The sequence below is a fragment of the Nocardia elegans NBRC 108235 genome (assembly GCF_001612845.1).
GTDB lineage: Bacteria > Actinomycetota > Actinomycetes > Mycobacteriales > Mycobacteriaceae > Nocardia > Nocardia nova.
The window spans coordinates 41,744-61,464 of sequence record NZ_BDBF01000045.1 but is presented as its reverse complement, the minus strand read 5'-3'; the positions used below and the strand labels follow the sequence as shown (position 1 = coordinate 61,464).

General features: G+C 67.9%; 22 protein-coding genes and 1 other RNA gene. 9 read left to right on the top strand and 14 right to left on the bottom strand.

The window, feature by feature from the left end:
- Positions 1-105 precede the first annotated feature (105 nt).
- Positions 106-921, bottom strand: a complete 816-nt coding sequence (locus tag NE2_RS27285; RefSeq protein ID WP_063030735.1) for a dienelactone hydrolase family protein — start codon at positions 919-921, stop codon at positions 106-108.
- Between the two features lie 90 nt (positions 922-1,011).
- On the opposite strand from NE2_RS27285, the gene NE2_RS27280 reads away from it, so the two are divergent.
- Both NE2_RS27280 and NE2_RS27275 read left to right on the top strand, forming a co-directional pair.
- Complete coding sequence (locus tag NE2_RS27280) at positions 1,012-1,983, top strand: GlxA family transcriptional regulator (protein ID WP_063030733.1); 972 nt, start codon at positions 1,012-1,014, stop codon at positions 1,981-1,983.
- A gap of 87 nt (positions 1,984-2,070) precedes the next feature.
- Entirely contained in the window at positions 2,071-2,760 is a 690-nt protein-coding gene (locus tag NE2_RS27275) for a DUF899 domain-containing protein (RefSeq protein WP_063030698.1), read from the top strand.
- Here NE2_RS27275 and NE2_RS27270 read toward each other — a convergent pair.
- Complete coding sequence (locus NE2_RS27270) at positions 2,739-3,884, bottom strand: helix-turn-helix transcriptional regulator (RefSeq protein ID WP_146165178.1); 1,146 nt, start codon at positions 3,882-3,884, stop codon at positions 2,739-2,741. The two genes, NE2_RS27275 and NE2_RS27270, sit on opposite strands and share 22 nt — an antisense overlap.
- Positions 3,885-3,971: 87 nt before the next feature.
- Here NE2_RS27270 and NE2_RS27265 point away from each other — a divergent pair, with 87 nt between their 5' ends.
- On the top strand, positions 3,972-4,418 hold the full coding sequence (locus NE2_RS27265) for an ester cyclase (protein ID WP_084494363.1): 447 nt from the start codon (positions 3,972-3,974) through the stop codon (positions 4,416-4,418).
- 80 nt (positions 4,419-4,498) lie between these two features.
- Here NE2_RS27265 and NE2_RS27260 read toward each other — a convergent pair whose 3' ends face one another.
- The 3 genes from NE2_RS27260 to smpB form a co-directional block, all read right to left on the bottom strand.
- A complete protein-coding gene (locus NE2_RS27260; RefSeq protein ID WP_218018672.1) occupies positions 4,499-5,578 on the bottom strand; it encodes a hypothetical protein in 1,080 nt (359 codons plus the stop codon).
- 63 nt (positions 5,579-5,641) lie between these two features.
- Positions 5,642-6,012: a transfer-messenger RNA gene (gene ssrA, locus NE2_RS27255) on the bottom strand.
- Between the two features lie 81 nt (positions 6,013-6,093).
- Positions 6,094-6,567, bottom strand: a complete 474-nt coding sequence (gene smpB, locus NE2_RS27250) for an SsrA-binding protein SmpB (RefSeq protein WP_040720876.1) — start codon at positions 6,565-6,567, stop codon at positions 6,094-6,096.
- A gap of 340 nt (positions 6,568-6,907) precedes the next feature.
- Between smpB and NE2_RS27245 the strand changes: the two genes are divergently transcribed.
- Positions 6,908-7,276, top strand: coding sequence for a hypothetical protein (locus tag NE2_RS27245; protein ID WP_030515491.1), 369 nt, complete (start codon positions 6,908-6,910; stop codon positions 7,274-7,276).
- A 7-nt stretch (positions 7,277-7,283) separates the two neighbouring features.
- On the opposite strand, the gene NE2_RS27240 is transcribed toward NE2_RS27245, so the two are convergent.
- The 3 genes from NE2_RS27240 to recQ all read right to left on the bottom strand — a co-directional run bounded on the left by NE2_RS27240 (position 7,284) and on the right by recQ (position 10,056).
- Positions 7,284-7,520, bottom strand: coding sequence for a WLR motif membrane protein (locus tag NE2_RS27240; protein WP_030515490.1), 237 nt, complete (start codon positions 7,518-7,520; stop codon positions 7,284-7,286).
- Between the two features lie 15 nt (positions 7,521-7,535).
- The gene (locus NE2_RS27235) at positions 7,536-7,787 is read right to left on the bottom strand and encodes an Rv3103c transmembrane domain-containing protein (RefSeq protein WP_146165177.1); all 252 of its coding nucleotides are present in this window, start codon (positions 7,785-7,787) and stop codon (positions 7,536-7,538) included.
- Between the two features lie 145 nt (positions 7,788-7,932).
- Positions 7,933-10,056, bottom strand: coding sequence for a DNA helicase RecQ (gene recQ, locus NE2_RS27230; RefSeq protein ID WP_063030688.1), 2,124 nt, complete (start codon positions 10,054-10,056; stop codon positions 7,933-7,935).
- A 203-nt stretch (positions 10,057-10,259) separates the two neighbouring features.
- Between recQ and NE2_RS27225 the strand changes: the two genes are divergently transcribed.
- Positions 10,260-11,810 (top strand): HD domain-containing phosphohydrolase, encoded by a 1,551-nt coding sequence (locus NE2_RS27225; RefSeq protein WP_063030686.1) that lies wholly within the window; start codon positions 10,260-10,262, stop codon positions 11,808-11,810.
- Between the two features lie 88 nt (positions 11,811-11,898).
- A complete protein-coding gene (locus NE2_RS27220; protein ID WP_063030684.1) occupies positions 11,899-12,306 on the top strand; it encodes a nuclear transport factor 2 family protein in 408 nt (135 codons plus the stop codon).
- Here NE2_RS27220 and ftsX read toward each other — a convergent pair.
- From ftsX to NE2_RS27195, 6 genes are all read right to left on the bottom strand, one after another.
- Entirely contained in the window at positions 12,291-13,196 is a 906-nt protein-coding gene (gene ftsX / locus NE2_RS27215; protein WP_030515485.1) for a permease-like cell division protein FtsX, read from the bottom strand. The genes NE2_RS27220 and ftsX overlap by 16 nt on opposite strands.
- Entirely contained in the window at positions 13,196-13,885 is a 690-nt protein-coding gene (gene ftsE, locus NE2_RS27210) for a cell division ATP-binding protein FtsE (protein WP_039780105.1), read from the bottom strand. The genes ftsX and ftsE overlap by 1 nt, the downstream gene beginning before the upstream one ends.
- A 74-nt stretch (positions 13,886-13,959) precedes the next feature.
- Positions 13,960-14,115 (bottom strand): Rv3103c transmembrane domain-containing protein, encoded by a 156-nt coding sequence (locus tag NE2_RS36000; RefSeq protein WP_157110973.1) that lies wholly within the window; start codon positions 14,113-14,115, stop codon positions 13,960-13,962.
- Positions 14,102-14,959 (bottom strand): mechanosensitive ion channel family protein, encoded by an 858-nt coding sequence (locus tag NE2_RS27205; RefSeq protein WP_063013854.1) that lies wholly within the window; start codon positions 14,957-14,959, stop codon positions 14,102-14,104. The genes NE2_RS36000 and NE2_RS27205 overlap by 14 nt, the downstream gene beginning before the upstream one ends.
- 127 nt (positions 14,960-15,086) lie before the next feature.
- On the bottom strand, positions 15,087-16,199 hold the full coding sequence (prfB, locus tag NE2_RS27200; protein ID WP_063030682.1) for a peptide chain release factor 2: 1,113 nt from the start codon (positions 16,197-16,199) through the stop codon (positions 15,087-15,089).
- Positions 16,200-16,282: 83 nt separating this feature from the next.
- Positions 16,283-17,140: a helix-turn-helix domain-containing protein gene (locus NE2_RS27195; RefSeq protein WP_063030680.1), complete on the bottom strand. Its 858-nt coding sequence runs from the start codon at positions 17,138-17,140 to the stop codon at positions 16,283-16,285.
- Between the two features lie 132 nt (positions 17,141-17,272).
- Between NE2_RS27195 and NE2_RS27190 the strand changes: the two genes are divergently transcribed.
- The 3 genes from NE2_RS27190 to NE2_RS27180 all read left to right on the top strand — a co-directional run bounded on the left by NE2_RS27190 (position 17,273) and on the right by NE2_RS27180 (position 19,657).
- The gene (locus tag NE2_RS27190) at positions 17,273-17,860 is read left to right on the top strand and encodes an NADPH-dependent FMN reductase (protein WP_063030678.1); all 588 of its coding nucleotides are present in this window, start codon (positions 17,273-17,275) and stop codon (positions 17,858-17,860) included.
- Between the two features lie 145 nt (positions 17,861-18,005).
- Positions 18,006-18,812, top strand: a complete 807-nt coding sequence (locus NE2_RS27185) for an SDR family oxidoreductase (protein ID WP_063030676.1) — start codon at positions 18,006-18,008, stop codon at positions 18,810-18,812.
- Positions 18,813-18,871: 59 nt separating this feature from the next.
- Entirely contained in the window at positions 18,872-19,657 is a 786-nt protein-coding gene (locus NE2_RS27180; protein WP_233429887.1) for an inositol monophosphatase family protein, read from the top strand.
- The last annotated feature ends 64 nt before the right edge of the window (positions 19,658-19,721 follow it).

Genomic DNA, 19,721 nt, shown 5'->3' with positions numbered 1-19,721 from the left:
TACTCAACTACGCCCACATCGGCAGGCCTCGCCGGAACGCGCCGATGCCGGCGGGCGGTCGGCTACCGGGCAGGGCGGCCGGAACGTACGCCCGCCATCGCGGCGCTACTCCGCCGAGGTATGCAGGCGTGCGCTGAGGAACTCGAGAATTTCGTCGCGGGCCGTGCGGGTGGGGTGGCCCTGCTCGTCGACGAAATGCGCGGTGACGATGCTGTGCGGGGTCTGGACCACGTCGCGGAAGAACGGCGGCGGGGCGGGGTTGGCGGATTCGCCCGGCAGCACGCGGCCGTCGAAGGCGTCGCCGAGCAGCGCCCGGTAGGCGGCGAAGCGACGGCCGGTGCACCAGCGGTCGTTGTCGAAACGGTAGGCCAGGACCGTCAGACCGTCGCGCTGGATGCGCTCGCGGATCGCGGCCGCGTCCTCGTCGCTCACCTCGATGCCGGCGGGATCGTCCAACGGCAGCGAAGGATGATTCACCACCGGGGCGACGACGGACGGTTCGAGCGTCATGGTGAGCGCGAAATTGCCGGTGAAACACAGGCCGAGCGCGCCGACTCCCGGACCGCCGCATTCGTCGTGGGCCAGCCGCGCGAGCCCGCGCAGCCATCGGGTGACGGGACTCGTGCCGCCGCCCGCGAACGCGCGGAATTCGGCACTCACACACGCGCGGCGGACTACTTCGGCGCCCTCCTCGACCGTGGGATAGGCGCCGTCGACGCCGAACAGCGAGGGGAGGTAGACGGTGAACCCCGCGTCGCGGATCCAGCGCGCGAGCCGGAGGACGTCGGGGCTGATGCCCGGCATCTCCGGCATCACCACCACGGCCGGGCCGGATCCGGCCGTGTAGACGGTCTTGCTCACCCCGTCCACGTCAACCAGGCGGGGTGCGAAAGCGGCGATCGGGTTGTCGTCGGTATCCATGTGGTCAGCCTCGGCCGGAATCGGCGGGAAAGCGATCGGCGGGATCGCCATGTTCGGGGGTAATCTCGCCATCGGACTAGGAGGCGGGTGGTGAGCGCGTATCGAGTGGGTGTGCTGGCGTATCCGGGCTGCTTCGCCTCCGAGGTGTTCGGGATTCCCGATCTGCTGACGATGGCGGCGCATGTCGCCGGTCCGGATCGCGCCGGTTACGAGGTGACCGTGATCTCGCCGCGGCGCCGGGTGGTGGCGTCGGGCGGTGTGGCACTGTCGGTTTCGCCGTTGCGCGAGGTCGATATCCTCGTGGTGCCGGGCTTCGAACTCGTTCCGGGTCTGGCTCCGGATGCCCGGCTGCCACCGCTCACCGCCGAGATCGCGGCGATCCGCGCCCATGCCGCCGCGGGCGGAGCCGTCGTATCGATCTGTGTGGGTGCGTTCCTGCTCGCCCGGGCCGGGCTGCTCGCGGGCCGGAAGGCGACCACGGCCTGGCTGTTCGCCGACGAACTCGCGCAGCAGTGCCCCGAGGCCGATATCCGGCCCGATCGACTCGTCGTCACCGACCGCGGTGTGACGACGACGGCCGCCTTCAGCGCCATGTACGACTTCGCACTGGACCTCATCGCACGTCACAGCGGCGCGCGGGTCGCGCGGACCACCGCGCGGATCGCCCTCGTCGACGACGCCCGCTCGTCCCAGACCCCGTATGTCGACGCGCGGCTGCTGCCACAGCCCGGAAATACGTTCTCCCGCAAGGTGATGCGTCACCTCGACCGCAATCTCACCGCACGCTACGACCTCACCGCACTGGCGTGCGCCTTCCACGTCAGCACCCGCACCCTGCTGCGGCGCTTCGCCGACGAGACCGGGCGCAGCCCGCTCGATTATCTGCAGTCCGCCCGCGTGCGCCGCGCCCGGCACCTGCTGGAAACCACCGACCGCACGATCACCGATATCTGCGGCGCCGTCGGCTACCGGGATGCGGGCACCTTCGCCGCCCTGTTCGCCGAACACACCGGTCAGCGCCCCGGGGACTACCGCACCACCTTCCGCCGCACCCGCTCGTGAATCGACGGGCCGCGACCGATGAGTTCCGGAGCCGTATCGCGTCTGTATCTACAGCTCGCAATCCGGGAGAACGGTCAGGGAGGACCCATGAGCACCACAGCACTGCCACCCGTCGTCGACGCCGAGACCTGGCAGCGTGAACTCGACGCGCTGCGAATGCGGGAGAAGGCCGCGACTCGGGAATTGGACGCGATCGCCGCGGCGCGCCGCCGCCTGCCGATGGTGCGGATGCCCGACTACACCCTCGAGGGCGAGAACGGACCGGTCCGGCTGGCGGACGTCTTCGACGGCAAGTCGCAGCTGATCGTCTACAACCACATGTGGTTTCCCGGCGAAACCTGGCAATGCCCCGGTTGCACCGGATTCACCTCGCAATTCACCCGATTGGAGTTCCTGGACAACTGGGACGCCCGCTTCGTCATCGTGACCCAGGGGCCGATCGACGAGGCGCTGGCCTACAAGCGGCGCGTCGGCAACACAATGAGCTGGTACTCCACCGCGAACAGCTCCTTCGGCGCGGATGTCGGCGCACCTCCCGGCGGCGGCTTCGCGGTCAACGTCTTCCTGCGCGACGGCGACACCGTCTACCGCACCTGGCACACCGACGGCCGCGGCACCGAACAGCTCGGCTACACCTTCGCCCTGATCGACCTGCTGCCCTACGGCCGGCAGGAGGAATGGCAGGACTCCCCCGAGGGATGGCCACAATCGCCCACCTACAGCCGGTGGAGTGGATCGAAGGAGATCGCGGCGGCCTACGGCGAGCCCGGCGCCTGAGCGGAACGAGCCTCCGATTCCGTACCCGGCTCCGTCGGCAAGTACCACCCGTACGGGCTCGGAATCGCGCCGGCCGTAGTCAGCGGCGCGTAGTGGCGTCCGTAGAACGTCGCGACGAGGTCTCGCCGACTGCGGATGTTCGACTTCGCGAGGATCGACTTGACGTGGTCCTGGACGGTGTACGCCGAGATGAACAGTTGCCGGGCTATCGCGTCCGTCGACGCGCCCCTCAGCACCAGTTCCGTGATTTCGCGCTCCCTCGACGTCAGGCCGTAGGCGCGCACCAGGACGTCCGAGAGGTGGTTTTCCGCAGCGCTCTCCACGATCACCGCGATCTGGCCCGAACCGGCGAGTACCGATCCGTGCACGAGGATCCACCCGCCGCCGCGTCGGGGTAACCGCGCGTGCGCGGGGCGCTCGCACAATCCGGCGGCCGCCGATCGAGCGGCCGCGGCGATGGAGCGGAAAACGCTGGGAACCGCCCCGGGTTCGGCGATTTCCGCAAGCCAGCGCTGGGCCGCCGGGGTGACGTCGCCGAGTGTGCCCTCGGGATCGACGATCGCGATACCGGGGCCGGCCACCTCGTCGATCGCACGGTCCACCGCGGTGTGCAGCATCGCGCGGCGCAAGCCGTCTGCTATCAGTGGCGCAACCTGCGCGATCGCCCGAACATCGTCGGGTCCGAACGGATTTCCGTGGGTCCGGTATCCGACCAGCGTTCCCCAGCAGCTCCCACCGTCGAGAAACGCCGCCCGGATCTCGTCGATCACGCCGAGCGGCGCGAGCACCGTGCGCCATCGCGGCGAGCGCTGCAGTTCACCGCCCGTCGCCGCGTACAGCGTCGCGACCGGTGGAGACGCGGCCGCCAGCGCCCCGAACGTATTGATGTCCGGAATACGGAACTCGCTGTCGAAGAGGGCCGCCTCGGTCCGCGGGTCCTCCTCCCGTCCGCTGACCACGCAGCTGGTGAACAACAGCGTGGCGGGGTCTGTCGTCGACCAGGCCGCCATATCCCACGAGACCACGCGGCCCACTGCCGCATCGAGCGCGTAGCGAAGCTCGTCGAGCCCGAGTCCCTGGTGGCTCAGGCGCACCACTTCCCGCGCCAGCCGTGTTTCACTCACGGAGGAACGGTAGCGCCCCCCGGGGCATCGCAGAATCCCAGGAAGTAGGGATGGCCGTGCCACTCGTTCGGATCGGACGATCGAGACATGGCAACAGAAGACACGGCAATGGTCGGCACCATCGAGCAACGCAACATCGCCGCGATGCGACGCATCTACGGCGAAATCTTCGACGAGGGACGACTCGAGTTGATCGACGAGCTCTTCGATCCGAACATGATCAACCACACCGCCCCCGAGGCTCACCGCCACGGCACCGCGCCCGTCAAGGCATTGGTGTCGATGCTGCGGTCCGCATTTCCCGATGGCCGAACCGAATTCGAGGATTTCACCGCGGCGGGCGACGTGGTCGTCGGACGCAATTGGTACAGCGGAACCCATGTCGGCGAGTTCATGGGCAATGCCCCAACCGGCCGAACATTCCGGTTCCGCCAGATGCATTGGATGAGGTTCGACCAGCACGGGCGCGTCGTCGAGCACTGGGGCGTTCGTGACGACGTAACCCACCTGCAGCAACTGGGGCTTCTCGGCTGACGCCGCCACCCTCGTCCGCATCGGAATGCCCCTCACCTGCGATGCACGGTGAGGGGCCGCTGTGGCGATGCCCGACCGGACTACAGCACCGGCGGGCGCTGATCGTCGGCCTCGGCCCGCACCGCGTCCTCGAACCCCGACTCGTATTCCTCGCAGTACAGCAGCCGGCAGCCGCGGATGGCGTCCAGCAAATCCTCCAGCAGATCGACGGCCGGACGGGCCGGATCGAGGCAGGAGATCCGGAATTCGTCGGTGAGCGCGGTCAGGCCCTCCTCGTCGAGTTCCTCTCCGCGCAAGCGCCTTTCGATCGCCTCGGCGGCCTCGACGATCCGGACCGGGTTGCGCACCCGGCCCTCGGCAGCCGCGAGCGCGTCGGCGATCAGGTCGACCACCACGGCGGTCGGGCTCTCGCCCGCACACAACCGCTCCAGCACCAGAGTCGGCGTCTCCACCTGCAGCGCCTCGAGATTGTCGGCCTCCGCGACCACGTGCACCGGATGCACCTCGGCGGCCTCGGCCGCGACCTGAGCGGCGAGGTACAGCCAGCGCGCGGCGGCCACCGCGGCGGCGGCCGGGTCGATATCGGTGAACCGGTCGAGAGAGGCGAGCGGGTCGGCGTACAGCAGCGCATCGGCCGCGTGCACCTGCACCGGCGAGATGTCCGCCCGCGACAACTCCACCGCCTGCCGGGCTCGTCCGGACAGATCGCCCAGTTCCGCGGCCTCGATCGCCGCCTGTTCGGTCCGCACCTCGGCGACCAGCGCGTCCACCAGTGTCGCATCACCGATCAGATGCGCCACCCGCCCGATCCGATGCGCCGCCTCCTCGACCACGCTGTAGGACACCGCCATCATCCCGTCCTCGTCCGGCAGATTCGGTTCCCGGACAGCCGCCTCCACCTCACGGAACCGATTGCGCTCCTCGGCCCGATGCCACGCCACACTGTTCGGCACCTCCGGATCCCCCGCCGCCGACGCCGGATGCGTGTAGGTCCGCCACTGATACTCCGACAGTTTCGTCAACGCCGCCGCCAGCGCGAGCGCGACCTCGGGTTCGACCGTCCGTGACAGGGGCGCGATGGTCTCGGCCACGTCTCCCCCACCGGTTCCCCAAGTCGCGACAAGTGCGCCGGCCCCCGCGTCGTATGCATACCGCGTCACGACCTCAGTTCTACCCTCGTGAATGAAAAAGGCCCCTCACCTGGGGCTCAGGTGAGGGGCCTGTCGTGGAGCTGCCGGGAATTGAACCCGGGTCCTCCGCCGCTTCTTCAGGGCTTCTCCGTGTGCAGTTCGCTGAGCCTCTACTCGGATCTCTCGGTCACGCGAACAAGCCGAGATGACGATCCCAGTCGCTGTTCGATGTCCCGTACGACTCCGCGACCGAGCCGCACGGTAGAGCTCTCTAGCTGATGCCAGTACCCGGGCCGAGAGCAAACCCGGACTGACAGACACGCTCTACTGCTTAGGCAGCGAGAGCGTAGTCGCGCTGATGAGAATCGGCGCTTATTGGGTTACAGCGACGCTTACGGTGGTCTCCTGCCTGCACCGACACGCTTCCCCTGAATCGACGTACGCAGTCGAAACCGATCAGCCCCGTAGTCAACTCAGTTGAACACCCGGCTGGTGGGCCGGGCTGTTCATATTAACATCACTTCGCCTTCATACATTCCCGCCGGTCAGCGCATGCCCTTCACGCGCCGGCCGAGTTCGCGCGTCACCTCGCGCTCCGCGGTGCGGCGGGCCAGGTCGTGGCGCTTGTCGTAGTCCTGCTTACCCTTGGCCAGCGCCAGTTCGACCTTCACCTTGCCGTCGGTGAAGTACATCGACAGCGGCACGAGCGTCTGCGAGCTCTCCTTGGTCTTGCCGGTGAGCTTGTCGATCTCGCGACGGTGCAGCAGCAGTTTCCGGGTGCGGCGCGGGGCGTGGTTGGTCCAGGTGCCGTGCCCGTATTCGGGAATGTGCAGGCCACGCAGCCACACCTCACCGTCGTCGATGGTGGCGTAGGCGTCCACCAGCGACGCCTTACCCTCCCGCAGGCTTTTCACCTCGGTACCGACCAGCGCGATCCCCGCCTCGTAGGTGTCGAGGATCGTGTAGTTGTGCCGCGCCTTGCGGTTGGTGGCGATGACCTTGCGCCCCTTCTCCTTCATGAACACCTTTCCCTCGACTCCGCGCAGCTCGGCGGCGCTCCACGCTGTCATTGTGCCTCGACGCCCGCTGAGCGTACGGACCTGTCCGGTTTACACGGCCGCCGAACAGAAGGAAAACGAAATTCCGGCGCGGAACATGCCGTGATCCGTCTCACGGTCGGCCGGTCTCCGGCAACCCGCCCGCGCCGCACGGGAGCCGGTGTCGCGGGAGAAACCACCGCACCGGAAGGCGGCGGCAGCGGACGAATGCGGACATCCCCACCGCCGGGAACCGAATTTGTGTGCCCATCACCGAGCGAGCGCGCAAAATGGTTGCGTGACAACGGTACCCAGATTCAGAGTGAGCACCGCCTCGGATCGTGTACTCGACGACCCGACCGATGCGCAACTACACGACCTCCTGGCCGAGTTGGATTACCGAGAACCCCAACTCGTCGTCGAACGCCCGGGTTCGCCTGCGGCCCAACACTATCTGCGCGTCGAGATGGATCGGCGCATCGATCCCGACGACGGTCGCGGCTATATCGTCGAATACGGCGGGGGCGGGCCGGGCATGCAGTTCCGCGCCAGCGTGCGCGACACCGCGCGCTGGGGAACCCCGCACTCCCCCGCCTTCGAGCTCGTCGCAAAGACCGTGCAGGACTGGGCCTTTCAGCGCTACGGCTGGCAGAACGCGATGATGTGGGAGCGGGTGAGCGCCGACCGCTGACGCGCGGTCAGCCGCCGGGGCGGACCTGCAGATACAGAATCAGCAAGGCGATCCACGCGAGTAGCAGCACCACGGTCGTCAGCCGCGGGCGACCGAGCGGGTTCGCGTGCGGGCGCAGCCACCCGGCCTCGACCGAATCCGCTCGGGTGCGGCGAGGTCCGGGTTTCGCGGCATCCGGCGGATCGCCGCCGGGGCCGGAATCCGACGACTGATCGGAGCGGTCGTCGTGATGGTCGTGGGACATAGCGGCACGCTACCGCTATCCGCCCGGTCGCACCGCCAGATACAGCGCCAAGACGGCAATCCAGACAGTGATCAGGGCCAGCGTCGAGGGCCGCATGCCGGTGCGGGCTCGTCGCAACTGCCGGGTCATTCCGATCCGGCCCAGGGGCCGCACCCCGAGCCGGGAAGGATCCGGCGTGGCCGAGACGGCCCAATCGGCGTCTGAAGCCGGGTCGTGGTACTTCGGCGACCCGTTGGTCTCGATCACTCCGTCCTGCCCATGTGTCACGGCGAGACGGTTACCCGCGCCGCGCGGAGGGATAAACGTGGAACGGGCGTCACCCCCGAGGCGGCGTGGCGGTCGACACCGGGGCGCACGGCGATCGCAACCTTCGTCCGCGCTGGTGAGCGGGCAGGCCGGCGCACCGAGCGGTTCAGTAGAAGTCGTCCGGCGGGGGCTCGAAATCGGCGTCGGGGATGTCCCAGTTCACCGAATCGTTCGGGGCTACCGGTTCCGCGGCCTCGAACCTCGAGCGTGTGACGGGGCCGCGAGACGGTTCCGGGCGCGAGCGGGCACCCGATGCGGCTGCGCGGGAGGAGCCGCGCCGGCCGGCCGGTCGCTCGGCTCGGTTCAGACGTGAGGCCGGCGCCTCCGCCGCATCGCCCGAGCTACCCGCATCGAATCCCGCGACCACTTCGAGGACGCCCTCGCCGTACTTCGCGAGCTTGTTCTCACCGATTCCGCTGATGCCGCCGAGTTCGGCCAGGGTCGCGGGGGCACGGCCGGCGATATCGCGCAGGGTGGCGTCGTGGAAGACGACGTAGGCGGGAACGCCCTGCTCCTTGGCGACCGAGGCACGCCAGGCACGAAGCTGTTCGAACAGGTCGGCCGCCGCGGGCGCCAGCTCGGCCGCGGCGAGGCGGGACGCCGCCTTCGCCTTGGCCGCGCGCGGTGGCTTCACGCGTTCCGGCTCGCGGCGCATGAGGACCGTGCGGTTCTTGAACAGCACCTCGTCGCTGGCTTCGGTGAGGGTCAGCACGCCGTATTCGCCGTGCACCGCGAGCAGGCCCTGGGCGAGCAGCTGGCGGATCACGCCGCGCCATTCGGTATCGCGCAGATCGGCGCCGACGCCGAACACCTTCAACTCGTTGTGCTTGTGCTGCAACACTTTCGGATTCGACTTCCCGAGCAGAATGTCGACGATATGTCCGGCGCCGAAGCTCTGCCCGCGTTCGCGTTTGAGCCGCAGCACCGCCGAGAGCACCTTCTGCGCGGCGACCGTGCCGTCCCAGGATTCCGGCGGATTCAGGCAGGTGTCGCAGTTACCGCAGGTGTCACCGGATTGGCCGAAGTAGTTGAGCAGCTGGGTGCGGCGGCACTGCACGGTCTCGCACAGCGCGAGCATCGCATCCAGATGGAGCTGCAACTGGCGCCGGTGCGCCGCGTCGCCTTCGGAGGAGTCGATCATCTTGCGTTGCTGCACAACATCATTGAGGCCGTAGACCATCCAGGCGGTGGACGGCAGGCCGTCGCGGCCGGCGCGACCGGTCTCCTGGTAGTAGCCCTCCACCGACTTGGGCAGATCCAGATGTGCGACGAACCGCACATCGGGTTTGTCGATGCCCATCCCGAAGGCGATGGTCGCGACGACGATCAGTCCGTCTTCGCGCAGGAACCTGGCCTGGTTGGTGGCGCGGGTGCGCGCGTCCAGACCGGCGTGATAGGGCACCGCCTCGATTCCGTTGCGGCACAGGAATTCCGCTGTTCGCTCGACCGAATTGCGAGACAGGCAGTAGACGATGCCCGCCTCGCCCGGATGTTCGGTGCGGATGAAGGACAGCAGTTGCTGATCGGCGCGATTCTTCGGTTCGATCCGGTACTGGATATTGGGCCGGTCGAAACCCGCGACGAAATGCTTCGCCCCGGTGAGGTCGAGCCGCTCGGCGATCTCGCGGCGTGTGGCCTCGGTGGCGGTGGCGGTCAAGGCGATCCGCGGCACGTCGGGCCAGCGTTCGTGCAGTACCGACAGCGCCAGATAGTCGGGCCGGAAGTCGTGGCCCCACTGTGAGACACAGTGCGCCTCGTCGATGGCGAACACGGATACTTTGCCGCGATCGAGCAATTCCGCGGTCGATTCGAGCTTCAACCGCTCCGGCGCCAGATACAACACATCCAGTTCCCCGGCGACGAACTGCGCCTCGACCGTGCGCCGCTCGTCCGGGTATTGGGTGGAGTTGAGGAATCCGGCCCGCACCCCGAGCGCGGTCAGCGCGTCGACCTGATCCTGCATCAGCGCGATCAGCGGCGAGATGACCACGCCCACCCCCGGCCGCACCAGCGCCGGAATCTGATAGCACAGCGACTTGCCGCCGCCGGTAGGCATCAGAACGAGTGCATCGCCCCCGGAGACGACCTGATCGACGATCTCGCGCTGTAATCCCCGGAAACTGTCGTACCCGAACACACGCTGCAGAATCTGTTGCGCCGCATCGGTTTCCACAGTGCGCGACGAAGCGTCGGCCGTCTCGAGCGTCTCCGGGGAATTCACGCCAGCCATCCTACGGACCCCCACCGACGATCCGAACCCCCAATCCACAGCCGCACCCCGTACACGAAGATCCCGCCGCCCCAGCGGGCAAATGCCCCCAACCTCGGTTCCAACCTGAGGACGGACACCCCGGAACCGAATAGGAGCGCACTCGGAGACCGCGCACCCCCGCCGCAGCGAAGCGGAGGCCGAAAATACAGCACAATTACTCCATGGGCACCCCGCCGGTAGGGTTGCGGCTGGCCGAGCTGGTCGCGTCGCTGTCGCTGGCCACGGATCTCGGTCTGGGTCAGCCGGAGGAGCATGTGCTGCGGCAGACGGTGATCGCGACGCGGCTGGCGCGGGCGGCCGGGTTCTCCGGTGCGGAGCAGGCCGCCGCGTTCTATGTGTCGCTGCTCGCCTGGGTGGGGTGCGTCGCGGATTCGCACGAGATGGCGCAGTGGTTCGGCGACGATCGGGTGGTCCGGGCGGACAGCTATCGGATCGACAAGGCCGGCCTGCCGATGATGGGGTTTCTGCTGAGCCATATCGGGCCGGGGTTGTCACCGATGCGACGGATGGCGTTGACCGGCCGGTTTCTGACCGGCGGGTTCCGGGATGCGATGCACTCCTTCGTCACCCACTGTCAGACGACGGCCGATATCGCGGAGCGGCTGCGGTTGCAGGACGAGGTGTGTGCCGCGTTGCCGCAGGCGTTCGAGCGATGGGACGGCAAGGGGGTGCCGAACAGGCTCGCGGGTGCGCGCATCGTCCCCGTGATGCGGGTGGTGCAGATCGCCGACGACGCCGAGGTCTTCTGCCGGTTCGGCGGCCCCGCCGCGGCGGTCGAGATGTTGCGTTCGCGCAGCGGTACCGAATTCGATCCGGAGCTGGTGGCGCTGTGCGAGCGACGGCCCGAGATATTCGACGACATCGATGCCGTCGATGCCTGGAGTGCCGTCATCGACGGTTGCGCCGCGCTGGACCGCTGGGTGCCCGACGATGAGCTGACCGAGGTCCTGGAGATCTTCGCCGACTACGCCGACCTGAAGTCGCCGTGGTTCCTGGGCCACACCCGCGCGACCGCTGCCCTGGCCGGGGCCGCCGCGCTGCGATCCGGGATGTCGAGCGGGGAGGCCGCGGAGGTGACGCGGGCGGCACTGGTGTCGAGACTCGGCGTGACCGGTGTCTCCACCGGCATCTGGAACAAGACCACCGCGCTGTCGGCGGCGGAATTCGAACGGGTCCGGATGGTCCCCTATCTCACCGAGCGCGTGTTGTCGCGGTGTGCGCGGCTGCGCCGGCTCGGCACGGTGGCGGGTATGTGCCATGAGCGGATGGACGGCTCCGGCTATCCGCGCGGAGTGTCGGGTGCGGCGATCCCCCCGTCGGCGCGATTGATCGCCGCCGCCGAGACCTTCCAGGCGCTGGGCGAGGAACGTCCGTACCGCGCGGCCGTGGCCCTCGATCAGCGCTGCGCGACCCTGAAAGACGAGGTCGCCGCAGGCCGGCTGGACTCCGAAGCGGTCCGCGCGGTGCTGGCGGCCGCCGGGCAACGGACTCCGCGCCGAATACGCCGGATCGCCGGCCTGACCGCGCGGGAGATCGAGGTATTACAGCTGCTGGTGCGGGGACGGTCGAACAGGGAGATCGCGGCGGAACTGTCCATCACACCGCGCACGGCGGGCACCCATATCGAGCACATCTACACGAAGATCGGCGTCACCACCCGGGGCGCCGCGGCGATGTTCGCCATGCGGCACGGCCTGGTGGGCGCCGACTGAACGCCGATCGGCGCGCGCCCGCGTGTGCCGCGCACAAGATCGGTTGTTCGCCCGATGTGCGGACGCCCGCGCGGCCGTAGAAAAAGATATGACCACGATCACACCCACCCCCACGGATCGGCCGGTAGCCGACCGATTCCTCGACGCATTGACCGCCCGCGACTTCACCGCGCTGTCGCACTGCCTCGCACCGGACGTCCGGATGCGCGGCCTGATCCCGCCGGGTCCCTTCGAGACCGATACCGCCGATGCCGCAGTGGGCCGGTTCCGGCACTGGTTCGCCGGGCCGGACGCGTTCGAGATGCTCGGCTGCGAGGCCGGGCGGGTCGGCGACAAACTGTATCTGCGGTATCGGGTCCGCATGCGACCGATCGACACCGACGCGCCCGCACGAATCGCGGAACAGCACCTCTTCGCCGACGCCGGCGACCGCATCGATGCCATCGACCTGCTCTGCTCCGGCTGGAACCCGGAACGACCCTATTCGCGCACGTAGTAGCGCAGCGTGCCGTAGGCCGTCAGCGCGGCGAACACGATGCCGACCGGCACCACGGTCAGCGCCACCACCGCGATGTCGTCGCCGGTGATGCGCGGGAAGACCTTCGACGCGAACAGGTCGCCGAGGGCGCGGTCGATGACCAGCGGCCGCGCGATCATCAGTCCGATCACCGCCAGCACCGACCCGGCCAGCGCGGCGACCACCGCCTCGAGCAGGAACGGCAGCTGGGTGTACCAGCGCGTCGCACCGACCAGACGCATGATGCCGACCTCCTCACGGCGCGTGAACGCCGCGATCTGCACCATATTCGCGATCAGCAGCAGGGCGGCCAGGGCCTGCAGCACAGCCAGGCCGAAGGCCGCGTTGCGCAGGCCGTCGAACAGGCTCACCAGCCGGTCGACGATGTCCTTGTCGTTGCGCACGAACCCGACGCCGGGTTTGCCCTGGAAGTCCTTGAAGATGCGCGGGTACTGCGAGGCATCGGTCATCTTGACGCGCAGCGAGGCCGGCAGGGGTGACTCGCTGACGTATTTGGCCAGCTCCGGCTGATCCTTGAAGGTCTTCTCCTTCGCTTCCCGGACCGCCTCCTCGCGATTGAGGAACTGCACCGATTCCACGCCGGGCTCGGACTTCAGCGCCGACATCAGCGCCTTGCACGGGTCCTGCGAGCAGTCCGGATCGTTGGCCGAGACGTCCTCGGTCAGGTACAGCCGCACCTCGAGCCGGTCCAGGAAGTACTGCTCGGTCTTGTCGGCCATCCGGACGGCCAGCATGCCGCCGCCGAGCATGGTGAGCGAGACCGCGGTGGTGAGGATCATCGCGATGGTCATGGTGACGTTGCGGCGTAGGCCGTTGAAGACCTCACCGAAGAGGAAGCTCGCGCGCATTACCGGCCCACCCCGTACACGCCGGTGGCCTCGTCGCGGACCAGGCGGCCGCGATCGAGTTCGACCACGCGCCGGCGCATGGCGTCGACGATGTGATTGTCGTGGGTGGCCATCAGCACCGTGGTGCCCGTGCGGTTGATGCGTTCCAGCAACATCATGATGTCCTGACTGGTGTCGGGGTCCAGGTTGCCGGTGGGTTCGTCGGCGAGCAGTACCAGCGGCCGGTTCACGAACGCGCGGGCGATCGCGACCCGCTGCTGTTCACCGCCGGACAGCTCGGTCGGCAGGCGATCCGCCTTACCGGACAAACCCACCAGGTCCAGCGCCTCCGGCACCGCCCGATTGATGAATTTGCGATTCTTGCCGATCACCTCGAGCGCGAACGCCACGTTTTGTTCGACCGTCTTCTGCTGCAACAACCGGAAATCCTGGAAGACGCAGCCGATGCGCTGGCGCAGCTTGGGCACCCGCCGTCCCGGCAACCGGTCGACCCGGAAATCCGCGACATGCACTTCGCCGGTGGTCGGCTTGACCTCTTTCAGCAACAGTTGCATGAACGTCGATTTACCCGACCCGGACGGTCCGATAATGAAGACGAACTCGCCCTTGTCGACCTCGACCGAAACATTGTCCAGCGCGGGTCTCGTCGAGGTTTTATATGACTTGGTGACGTTCCGCAGGGTGATCACGAGGTGCCAGTGTAGCCAGCGAAGTCATGGCACACCCCGGCCCACTCCGGAGCATGCGACTTGTCACAGAGAGGTCAGCGGGCCGGCGCGGTCGTCAGCGCGGAACCGGAAACGGTATTCGCGATGTTGAAACCGGAATGGTCCGGCGTGGCCGGTTTCACGAACAGATACAGCACGAGCGTCGCGACCCAGACACTGACCAGGATCGCGGTCGATTTACGCGGTTTCACTCAAACCCTCCCGACGCAGCGCCGCGGCGACACGCACTCGCAGCTCGCGTCCGACGTCGAATTGTTTACCCGGCAGTGTGCGGGCCACCATCCGAATGTTCATCTGGTCGACGGTGAGATCTTCCAGACCCATCACCGTAGGTTCGTCCAGCAGTAGCGATTTCAGGCGGCGATCCTGAAATGCTTTGGCGCCCACTTCGTGCAGGATCTCGTTGACCTTGGTGATATCGGCGGTGGCGGGCACCGGCACATCGATCGCCGCGCGGGCCCAATCCTTCGACAGATTGGTCACTTTCACGATCTGCCCGTTGGGCACCGTGATGACCTCCCCGTCCGGATTGCGCAAGGTGGTGATCCGCAGCGTGACGTCCTCCACGGTACCTTCGGCCGGCTCGGATTGCCCGGTGACCGCGATGCGCACCACATCACCGAATCCGTACTGCCGCTCGGTGATCAGGAAGAATCCGGCGAGCAGGTCCTGCACGATGCGCTGGGCGCCGAAACCGAGCGCGGCACCCAGCACCGCGGCCGGAGCGACCAGACCGCCGAGCTGAAAGCCCAAGCGCTGCAACACTTCCAGCGACACCAGGAAGTAGACGATGGACAGCACCACCCAGGTGATGACCTGGGCCAGCGCATGGCGATGTTTGGCGGCCTCGGTGCGCACCAGCGAATCGCTGCTCTGGAAACCGGCGTCGATGCGGCGGGTGATGCGATCACGCACGAAGGTGGCGAAGCGGCTGAACAGCATCGCGCCCACGATCAGCAGCACGATCTCGAGCCCGCTGCCGCGCAGCCACGACGTGAATTCCGCACCGGATCCGGTGGCGAGAGTCGTCGTCATCGGCGCATCCTTTCCGGTATCAACCGTGCACCGACACAAGCCAATCTGCCGCCCGAACACACGCCAGACAGGTTACTACGACCGGCGACCGACCGATATGCCGTGATTGTGCCGTGATAGGCGGGTTTCACGCGTTCTGGCGCATCCGCCAGCGGATTCCCTCTTCGATGAAACCGTCGATATCACCGTCGAGAACCGAGGACGGATTGTTCACCTCGAAGTTGGTGCGCAGGTCCTTGACCATCTGGTACGGGTGCAGCACGTACGAGCGCATCTGATTACCCCAGGAGGCGCCCTCGGTGGTCTTGAGCGCGTCCATCTCCGCGCGCTCCTCCTGCCGTTTGCGCTCCAGCAGCTTGGCCTGCAGCACGCGCATGGCCGAAATCTTGTTCTGCAGCTGGGACTTCTCGTTCTGGCAGGTCACCACGATGCCGGTCGGGATGTGGGTGATCCGCACCGCCGAGTCGGTGGTGTTGACGCTCTGGCCACCCGGGCCCGAGGAGCGATACACGTCGACGCGGATCTCCGACTCCGGGACCTCGATATGGTCGGTGCCCTCGACCACAGGCAGCACCTCGACCTCGGCGAAGGAGGTCTGGCGACGGCCCTGGTTGTCGAAGGGGCTGATCCGCACCAGGCGATGGGTCCCCATCTCCACCGAGAGGGTGCCGTAGGCGTAGGGCACCTTCACCGCGAAGGTGGCGCTCTTGATGCCCGCCTCCTCGGCGTAGGAGGTGTCGTAGATCTCGACCGGGTACTTGTGGCGCTCGGCCCAGCGCACGTACATGCGCATCAGCATCTGCGCCCAGTCGGCGGCGTCCACACCACCGGCGCCCGAGCGGATGTTGACCAGCGCCTCGCGCTTGTCGTACTCGCCCGAGAGCAGCGTGCGCACCTCCATCGCCTCGACGTCGGCGTGCAGCGCGGCCCGTTCGGCGTCGGCATCGGCGAGGGCGGACGTGCGGGCCTCGCCCTCTTCCTCTTCGGCGAGTTCGTAGAGCACCGGCAGATCGTCGAGCCGCTGCCGCAGTTCGGTGACGCGGCGCAGCTCACCCTGGGCGTGCGACAGCTCGCTGGTCACCTGCTGGGCGTGTTCCTGGTTGTTCCACAGCTCCGGGTCGGCGGCCTGATGTTCGAGCTCGTCGATGCGACGGCGCAGCTCGTCGACGTCGAGTACCGACTCGACAGTCTTCAACGTGGTGTCGAGTTCGGCGAGATCAGCGGAAACGTCAGGATGCACGGTTGTCCAATCTACCGCTCGCGCAGGTGGCGGTGAAATGCGGCGAGTCGCCGGCAGCCCGGGCGATGCGGCGGGCGGCCGGCTCAGCCCGATACCGCGCGCAATCCACCCGGGCGGCGGCCCAGCAGCGCATCGAGGGCCGCGGCGGTCGCGTCGTCGGCGGGCAGCTGGACCTGGATGTACTGGTCGTCGTCGGCGGACAGGTCCAGCCGTTCGTAGGCCAGCCGCAGCGGACCCGCCTCGGGATGGTCCATCCGGCTGATGCCGCTGGTATCCGGCAGCCCGGCGATGTCGGCGATGCGACGGGTGAATTCCGCACCCGCCAGCAGCGCCAGCTCGTCGGCGAGCGCGGCGATGGTCGGATCCGAGCGGAAGGGACCGGCCTTCAGGTTGGCTACCGCGAGATCGGCACGACGGTCCCACTCCGGGTAGACGATGCGGGCACGCGGGTCGGTGAACAGCCAGCGCGGGTAGCCCGCGGGCAGGCCGTGATCGAGCAGGCCGGTGCCGCCGACCAGCGCGCGATAGCCATCGGTGCAGCTCAGGACCTCACCGAGACGGTTGAAGACGGCCGCGGGCGCCGGTGCGAGACGATCGAGAATCGCCTGCACCGCGGGCCGGACCAGGCGATTGGGCAGCGCGCCGCCCGTGCAGCTGAATCCGGGATCGGCGGATTTGACCAGCCGATGCAGCTGGACGCGCTCACTCGGACTCAATCGGAGTGCATCGGCCAATGCGGACAGCACGCCCGCCGACGGATGCCGGTCGCGGCCCTGCTCCAACCGGATCAGATATTCGACGCTGACTCCGGCGAGTGTCGCGAGTTCGGCGCGGCGCAGCCCCGGGGTGCGGCGGCGGGGCCCGGCCGGGAGCCCGACGTCGGCGGGGGTGACCGCCGCACGCCGAGTACGCAGGAAAAGCCCCAGCTCGTTATCGCTCACAGATCGACGCTAACAGCGCGGGGCGCGCCGAGGGTATCCCTCTCACTACCACCCTCGCAGCGGGCTCCCTGGCCTCGCGCCCGGACGGCAGAGTCGACGACAGCGAACGACGCTTTCCGAAGGAGATCCGAAATGTCCAGCAGCACAATGCGGCTCGCCGTTGTCATCGCCAGCGTCCGGGAGGGCCGCTTCGGGCCGGTGGTCGGTGAGTGGTTCGCCGAACAGGCCCGGCGGCACGACGGCTTCGAGGTCGACCTGATCGATCTCGCCGCGGCCGATCTGCCCGTAGCGTTGCCGGCGGTTCCCCCACGAATGGAACCGAATCCGTCGCGGCCCGCCGGCATGATCGATCTGACCCGGCGTCTGGACGCCACGGATGCCATCGTCATCGTCACTCCCGACATCAACAGCAGTTATCCGGCCTCGATCAAGACGGCGATCGACTGGCACTACACGCAGTGGGACCGCAAGGCGATCGGCTTCGTGGGCTACAGCGGGGCGAGCGGCGGGCTGAACGCCATCGCTCACCTGCGGCAGGTGTTCGCCGAGCTGAACGCGCACACGATCCGCGACTACGTGTCCTTCCCTCGGTACTACCAGCAGTTCGACGCCGAGGGCCGGTGGACCGCACCGGGCGAATCCGAGGCGGCGGCAGCGGGAATGCTCGACCAATTGCATTGGTGGGCGAGCGCTTTGGCCGCGGCGCGGGTCGCGGCGTGAACAACGACTCGCGATGGCATGGGCCGGTCACAGACGCTCGGCCAGGCCCGCTCAGTGGAACGACCCTCCACACGACGGCAGCCCACAACTAGCCTCGATTCGAATATCTGATTCGTGGTTTCATCCAGCCGAAACAGGAGGGTCGATGGGGACCATCGCCGTAACCGGGAGCGCGTCGGGGATCGGGGCGGCCGTCGCCGCCCACCTGGAGAAGGAAGGGCACCGGGTCATCGGGGTCGATCTGCGCGACGCCGAGGTGACCGCCGACCTGGGCACCGACGAGGGACGAGCGCACGCGGTCGCCGAGGTCTCCCGGATCGGTGAGGGCCGGCTGGACGGATTCCTGCCTTTCGCCGGTGTCGCCGCCGCGACCGGGCGGCCCGGTGGGCTCGTGGTGTCGGTGAACTACTTCGGCGCGATCGCGCTGCTGGAGGGGCTGCGGCCGCTGCTGCGCGAGTCCGGCAACGCCTCGGTGGTGCTGGTGTCGTCGAATTCCACGACGACACAACCACTCTGGCCGGTGGAACTGGCCGACGCCTGCCTGGCCGGCGACGAGGAACGCGCCCGCGGCATCGCCGAATCGTTCGGCGACTTGGGCGCGATCCAGGCCTACCCGGCGACGAAAGCGGCCCTGGCCTGGTACGCCCGGACCAAATCGGCGGAGTACATCGCCGACGGCATCCGCCTCAATGCCATCGCGCCCGGCATCATCGACACCCCGATGACCCAGGAGGGCAGCAAGGACGCGCTCACCGGGGAGGGCATGAAGCAGTTCCTCGCCATGACCCCGATCGGGCGGCCCGGTCGCCCGGAGGAGATCGCCGACCTCGCGGCCTTCCTGCTGTCGGACAAGGCCGGTTTCTTCGTGGGCTCGGTGATCTTCTGCGACGGCGGTATCGATGCGGCCTTCCGCGGTAAGGACTGGCCCGCGGTCTGGAATCCGCAGCAGTAGCGCGTGCCGCCGCGAGACCGCGAATGGCTCCGATCGGGTGCGCCCATTACGGTGGCCGTGTGACCGATCATGCCGGCGATCTCGACCTTGCCCTGCTGTTGGCCGATGCGGCCGATGCGATTACCCGTGATCGTTTCGGCGCCCTGGACCTGAAGGTGAACAGCAAACCGGATCTGACCCCGGTCTCGGACGCGGATCTGGCGGTGGAGCGGTCGCTGCGCGAAATTCTCATCGAGCGGCGTCCGCACGATGCCGTGCTCGGTGAGGAGTTCGGCGGTGAGGCCGAGTTCATCGGACGGCAGTGGGTGATCGATCCGATCGACGGCACCAAGAACTTCGTGCGCGGAGTTCCGGTGTGGGCCAGTCTGATCGCGCTGTTGCAGGACGGCGTTCCGGTCGTCGGCGTCGTCAGCGCGCCCGCGTTGAGCCGACGCTGGTGGGCCGCAACGGGTTCCGGCGCGTGGACCCGTTTCGAGGACGGGGAGCCGAAGCCGATCACGGTCTCCGAGGTCGGCGGGCTGAATTCGGCCAGTCTCGCGATCTCCAGCCTGTCCGGCTGGCGAGACCTGGGGCTGCGTGAGCAGTTGATCGACCTGACCGATCAGGTGTGGCGCACCCGCGGCTACGGCGACTTCTTCGGCTACTGCCTGCTCGCCGAGGGCGCGCTCGATATCGCCACCGAACCGGAGGTCTCGCTGTGGGACCTCGCGCCGCTCGATGTGCTCGTGCGCGAGGCCGGCGGCCGCTTCACCGCCCTGGACGGAACCCCCGGACCGCATCACGGCAGCGCGGTCGCGACCAACGGGCTGCTGCACGACTCGGTGCTGAGCGCCCTGCGCGGCTGAGATACCGGCCCGGCGACAGGCCGCTATGACATCAGCAGGCCGCCGGTGACATAAGTCAGTCCCC

Excerpts from the sequence above, each read along its gene's own strand:
- NE2_RS27285 (WP_063030735.1), bottom strand. The coding sequence starts at position 921 with ATGGATACCGACGACAACCCGATCGCCGCTTTCGCACCCCGCCTGGTT.
- NE2_RS27275 (WP_063030698.1), top strand. The coding sequence starts at position 2,071 with ATGAGCACCACAGCACTGCCACCCGTCGTCGACGCCGAGACCTGGCAG.
- NE2_RS27265 (WP_084494363.1), top strand. The coding sequence starts at position 3,972 with ATGGCAACAGAAGACACGGCAATGGTCGGCACCATCGAGCAACGCAAC.
- smpB (WP_040720876.1), bottom strand. The coding sequence starts at position 6,567 with ATGAAGGAGAAGGGGCGCAAGGTCATCGCCACCAACCGCAAGGCGCGG.
- NE2_RS27240 (WP_030515490.1), bottom strand. The coding sequence starts at position 7,520 with ATGTCCCACGACCATCACGACGACCGCTCCGATCAGTCGTCGGATTCC.
- recQ (WP_063030688.1), bottom strand. The coding sequence starts at position 10,056 with ATGGCTGGCGTGAATTCCCCGGAGACGCTCGAGACGGCCGACGCTTCG.
- NE2_RS27225 (WP_063030686.1), top strand. The coding sequence starts at position 10,260 with ATGGGCACCCCGCCGGTAGGGTTGCGGCTGGCCGAGCTGGTCGCGTCG.
- NE2_RS27220 (WP_063030684.1), top strand. The coding sequence starts at position 11,899 with ATGACCACGATCACACCCACCCCCACGGATCGGCCGGTAGCCGACCGA.
- ftsX (WP_030515485.1), bottom strand. The coding sequence starts at position 13,196 with ATGCGCGCGAGCTTCCTCTTCGGTGAGGTCTTCAACGGCCTACGCCGC.
- NE2_RS27205 (WP_063013854.1), bottom strand. The coding sequence starts at position 14,959 with ATGACGACGACTCTCGCCACCGGATCCGGTGCGGAATTCACGTCGTGG.
- NE2_RS27190 (WP_063030678.1), top strand. The coding sequence starts at position 17,273 with ATGTCCAGCAGCACAATGCGGCTCGCCGTTGTCATCGCCAGCGTCCGG.
- NE2_RS27185 (WP_063030676.1), top strand. The coding sequence starts at position 18,006 with ATGGGGACCATCGCCGTAACCGGGAGCGCGTCGGGGATCGGGGCGGCC.